The sequence below is a fragment of the Actinosynnema sp. NPDC023658 genome (assembly GCF_040639995.1).
In the GTDB taxonomy this organism is placed as follows: domain Bacteria; phylum Actinomycetota; class Actinomycetes; order Mycobacteriales; family Pseudonocardiaceae; genus Actinosynnema.
In genome coordinates this window covers 1-4,733 of the sequence record NZ_JBFAAX010000448.1, presented here as the reverse complement: position 1 = coordinate 4,733, position 4,733 = coordinate 1, and the positions used below count along the sequence as shown (strand labels likewise).

Genomic DNA, 4,733 nt, shown 5'->3' with positions numbered 1-4,733 from the left:
GGCGACTCGGAGTAGAACGGCTGGCCTGCCACCGGTTCGGTGACCCGGCAGCGCAGCCAACCCGCGCGCTGCCCGGCGATCACCGACGTGGTGTGGCCGCCGGGCACGTGCAGCACGACCTCGCCCGGCCGGTTGAGGCCGCCGGTGCCGTCCTCGTCCACCTCGCAGGCCGCCCAGCCCGCGCCGTCCCACGCCTCCCACACCAGCGGGGGCTGCCGGGGGTCGACGCCGATGCCCTCGACGCGGCTCTCCAGGCGCAGGACCACCACGCAGTTCGGCACGGCGGCGGTCAGCCCGAACAGGGTGGCGTCACCGGGCGCGGGCGTGGTCTGGAAGCACGGCACGTCCTTGGCCGACTCCAGGTCCCTGGTGCGGTCGACGTGCTCCCCCGACGCGGACCGGGTGACCAGCCGCGCCAGCTCGCACGGCACGATCGGCAGCCCATCGGTGGTGGCGAACACCGTCGCCTCGGAGGACTCGGTGCTCATCGTCGCGACCTCGGTGCCCGCCGGCAGCGTCACGGTCTCCGCCTGCGGCGCGGACAACCAGAACGTCACCCGCGCGCGGGCCGCCGCGGGCGGGAACAGGCGCACGCCCAGCAGGTCCAGGAACGCCAGGTAGTTCTTCTCCGGCACCCGGTTCAGCCGGTACACCAGCTGGTCGACCATGTGCGCGAAGGTCTCGATGAGGGTGACGCCGGGGTCGGACACGTTGTGGTCCGTCCACTCCGGACAACTCTGCTGGACGTAGCGCTTGGCCTCGTCCACGAACTGCTGGAAGCGGCGGTCGTCCAGGTTCGGCGCCGGGATCGCCATCAGGGGGCCTCCCCTTCCTCGGAAGGGATCGTGTAGAACGGGAAGACCAGGTTGCGCTGGTCGTTGGTGGACTTCACGGTGTAGCGGATGTCGATGTAGAGCGTGCCGACGTCGACCGAGTCGAACGCGACCACCACGTCGGCCACGTCGATGCGCGGTTCCCAGCGGTCCAGCGCCGCGCGCACCTCGCGCGAGACGTGCCCGGCGGTCGCGCCGTCGGCGGTGGCGAACACCAGGTCGTGGATACCGCAGCCGAACTCGGGCCGCATCGGCCGCTCGCCCGGCGCGGTGCTCAGGATCATCCGGATGGCCTCCTGGATCTCCTGGTCGCGGTCGACCATGCCGATGCCGCCGGTGGGGCCGACCCGCAGCGGGAAGCCCCAGCCGCGGCCGACGAAGTCGGCGCTCACAGCGGACCCCCGATCTGCACGGTGCCGGGGCGCGGCGAGATCTTGGCCTTGCAGGAGGTCTCGTCCAGGGCCCCGGCGGCGGCCATGCCGCCGATGAGCACGCCCCGCCGCGCGATGGTGGGCGACACCATGACGATGTTGGGCACCGCGTTGTGCGGCACCACGGCGCACACGTGCGTGCAGTTGATCGTCGCGGCGGGCTTGCCCTCGATCAGCACCGTGAGCAACCGGGCCGCCGTCAGCGGGTTGAGCGGCGGGCCGATGGCGCCACCGTGCACGGTCGGGTCGCCCTGACGGGCGGCGATGGGCATGGCGGAACTCCTCACGTGGTCAGTTGAGCTTGATGAGGGTGCCCTTGAGCGTGAGCACGCCCAGGCCGGCGTCGATGGTGATGCCGGAGCCGTCGAGCGTGACGGAGCCCGTGCCGGCCTTGATGGTGGCGCCGGTGGAGGTGAGCGTCACCGAGCTGAGCACCCGGACGCCCTTCGGGCCGCGCACGGACACCTCGACCTGGTTCAGCTTGTCGTCGAGCACGACCTCCAGCCGCTCGTCACCGGTGACCAGCCGGACACCGGACGCGGCCCGGCTGTCCAGCAACTCCAGCCGGTTGCCGTTGCGCGCCGACACGGAACGGCGGTTGACCTTGCCGCGCAGGGCGTCCACCAGCGGGCGGCCGTGCGGCGAGGGCTTGTCGACGCCGTTGTAGAGGCCGCCGATCACGTAGGGCCGGTCCAGGCTGCCCTGCTCGAAGCCGACCAGCACCTCGTCGTCGACCTCGGGGCTGAACACCCCGCCGCCGCCGACGCCGCCCCACTGCACGGTGCGGACCCAGTCGGTGACGTAGTTGTCGTCCAGCCACGGGAACTTCAGCCGCACCCAGCCGCGCTGGTCCCGGCCGGGCTCCTTGATGTCGGTGACGATCCCGGTCGCCAGGCCGGGCATCCGCCCGCTGCGGACGGGGGCGTTGCCGCCCGTGACCAGGCCGGCCAGCGACCGGTCGTAGGAGGCGCTGACCGTCAGCGTGGTCTGGTAGCCGAGCTCGGGGTCGAGCACGTGGCGCGCGCCGGTCACGGTGTAGCTGCCGTCGAAGTCGTCGCCGTAGTCCGCCACCGTCACGGGGTCGCCCGCGCGGAGCTGGGGGTTGCCCTCGACCACGGCCTCCAGCTCACCGAAGCCCGCGCCGGTCGACGCCTCCAGCGAGCGCGCCGCGCGGGTCGCCTCGGCCTGGGTGGCGTAGGGCGTGTCGGTCACCAGCAGGGGTGCCTTGGTGGGGAACTTCGCGTTGGCCCTGCTCGCGGTCAGGCCGGGCTTGACGGTCTTGCTCGGCGTGTTGGGCTGCACCGCCACCAACGCCTTCTTGGTGGCGACGTCCCAGCTGCGCACCTCGACGCCGTTGGCCTGGTCGGCGGTGGTGAGCACGGCGCGCAGCGAGTGGGTGTTCCTGCCGAACTTCAGCACGTGCGGGTCGCTCGACCCCGCCTTCGGCGCCTTGCTCGCCGGCACCAGCTTGACGAACTCCAGCAGCCCGCCCCCGTCGATCCGGACCACGGCGTCGTGCTCCAGGGCGAGCTGCTGGAGGAAGTCCCAGTCCGACACGCCGGCCTGGCTCAGGTGCCGGTAGACGACGTTGGCGACGTCGAGCCTGCCCACGGTCAACCCGGCGCCCGCGGCGACCTTCCGCACGACGGTCGAGGCGGACATGTTGCGGAACGCCTGCACCTTGCGGCCCCGCATCAGGCGGTGCGCCCGGCTCGTCGCCCGGACCACCACGAACACGCCGGGGTTGTCGTAGTCCATCTCCAGCGCGGTGACCTCGCCGGTGAACACCCGCTCGGCGGCCGTCGTGGTGGAGGTGGCGAACAGCACCTCCACCTCGCTGCCGATCCTGATCCCGGAGCTCCGGAGCAGTTCCCGGTCCGCGTCCCGGTAGACCAGCACGGCGGTGTCGGGCAGGCCCACGTTCTCGTCCACGACGCAGCGCACCAGGAACTTCGCCTCGTCCCCCAGCTTGTTGCCGTTCACCTTGACCACCGCACTGGCGGCGAGGTTGTCGCCCTCCGCGTTCGGCGTGCTCACCGCTCCTCCTCCGCTCCGCCCGTGGTGCCCGGGACCAGCAGCTCCGTGCCGGGCACCAGGGTCATGGGGTCGTCGATGTCGTTGGCCTCGGCGATGACCCGCCACGCGGTGGCGTCGCCGTACTCGCGCCACGCCAGTTGCGGCAGGCTGTCCCCGGCGACCACGCGGTGCGTGCGCCGGGCCTCGCGCGAGCCGGAGGTCGGGTTCTGGCCGGGCTTGCCGACCCCCGCCTCCTCGATGGACAGCGAGCAGGTGGCCCGCAGCGGCTTGCCGTCCACGTCGAACAGGGAGTACTCCACCGACAGGCTGGACAGCACGCCGTCGAAGGACACCGACTTGGCCGTGCCCCACTCGAAGCGCACCCACGGGCTCGCGGGCTTCTCCTTCCGCAGGCTGGCCTTCGTCGGCACGCAGGCGGTCATCAGCTTCTCCACCCCCACCTCGACCGTGTTGTCGTGCTCGGCGGTCGCGTCCAGGAACACGTCCACGCTCAGCGACCGCGGACCGCTGCCGACGAACTCCGGCAGCGACGCCTGTTCCGCCATCCGCGCCGGCTTGCGCCGCCACTCGACGCTCTTGCTCAGCGAGAGCTTGTTGGGGTTGAACTGGAACTTGACCGTGGTCAGCCGCGCACCCGGTTTCGCACCGCTCTTCGCCGGCGGCTCCATGATCACCAGCTGCGCCTTGACGAGGCTGGAGCCGAAGTACGCCGCCGCGGCCTTGCCCGTCTTGGCGACTCCGGCCTGGAACTTCGATGCCACGGTCCGCTCTCCTCGCCGCTCGCGCGCTCAGTCGTCGCCGGAAGCCTGGAGGCCCTCGTGGGCGAACTCCAGCGTCTCCACGGCGGCCTGGGACTGGTTGGGGTCGAAGCCGGGGCCCTGCCAGCGGACCGGGATGATGCCCATCACCTGCCAGCTGACGATCGGGGTGAGGTCCGGGGCCAGCGCGACGATCTCGCCGTCCTCGCGGTCGGCCTCCTTGAGGATCTCGTTGAACCACTTGAGGACCTTGGCCGAGTCGGCGGTCACCGGGCGGGTCATGGTGATGTTGGACCAGGTGATGCGCGAGGGCAGGCTCCAGGTGAAGCCGTTGTTGCCGCCCTCGGCGTACTGCTCGACCTCGACCTGCGCGCCGAGGCCGTCGCAGGTGTGGAACATGCCGAGGTCGTCGTCGGCGATGGTCAACCGGAAGAAGACGCTGCTGGCGAACACGTCGTCGGTCACTGGTGCTCCTTGGTCGGGCCGGCCGGCTAGCGGCGGCGGTCGTGCAGTCGGCCGGTGCGCTCGCGACCCTGGCGCAGTTCGGCGCGCAGCAACCGGCCGACCGGGTCGAGCAGCCTGCGGGCCAGGTCGTCGAGGTCGATGGCGGGCAGGGGCCTGCCGTCGTCGCCGCGCTCCCCGGCGCGGGTCTCGGCGGTCCGGGTCTCGGGGGC

7 protein-coding genes are annotated in these 4,733 nt (G+C 71.9%); all 7 read right to left on the bottom strand.

Going from position 1 to position 4,733, the window contains the following annotated elements; genetic code table 11:
• The coding region (locus tag AB0G02_RS28610) for a putative baseplate assembly protein (RefSeq protein ID WP_360799756.1) at positions 1–815 on the bottom strand (815 nt) is incomplete at its 3' end.
• Positions 815–1,225: a GPW/gp25 family protein gene (locus AB0G02_RS28605; protein WP_360799753.1), complete on the bottom strand. Its 411-nt coding sequence runs from the start codon at positions 1,223–1,225 to the stop codon at positions 815–817. The genes AB0G02_RS28605 and AB0G02_RS28610, both read right to left, overlap by 1 nt.
• On the bottom strand, positions 1,222–1,536 hold the full coding sequence (locus AB0G02_RS28600) for a PAAR domain-containing protein (protein ID WP_360799750.1): 315 nt from the start codon (positions 1,534–1,536) through the stop codon (positions 1,222–1,224). Before AB0G02_RS28600 ends, AB0G02_RS28605 begins: the two co-directional genes overlap by 4 nt.
• Positions 1,537–1,555: 19 nt before the next feature.
• Positions 1,556–3,301, bottom strand: coding sequence for a VgrG-related protein (locus AB0G02_RS28595; RefSeq protein ID WP_360799747.1), 1,746 nt, complete (start codon positions 3,299–3,301; stop codon positions 1,556–1,558).
• Positions 3,298–4,062, bottom strand: a complete 765-nt coding sequence (locus AB0G02_RS28590; RefSeq protein ID WP_360799744.1) for a LysM peptidoglycan-binding domain-containing protein — start codon at positions 4,060–4,062, stop codon at positions 3,298–3,300. The genes AB0G02_RS28595 and AB0G02_RS28590 overlap by 4 nt, the downstream gene beginning before the upstream one ends.
• Before the next feature lie 27 nt (positions 4,063–4,089).
• Complete coding sequence (locus tag AB0G02_RS28585) at positions 4,090–4,524, bottom strand: phage tail protein (RefSeq protein ID WP_360799741.1); 435 nt, start codon at positions 4,522–4,524, stop codon at positions 4,090–4,092.
• A gap of 26 nt (positions 4,525–4,550) precedes the next feature.
• On the bottom strand, positions 4,551–4,733 hold a 183-nt coding region (locus AB0G02_RS28580), incomplete at its 5' end, for a hypothetical protein (RefSeq protein WP_360799738.1).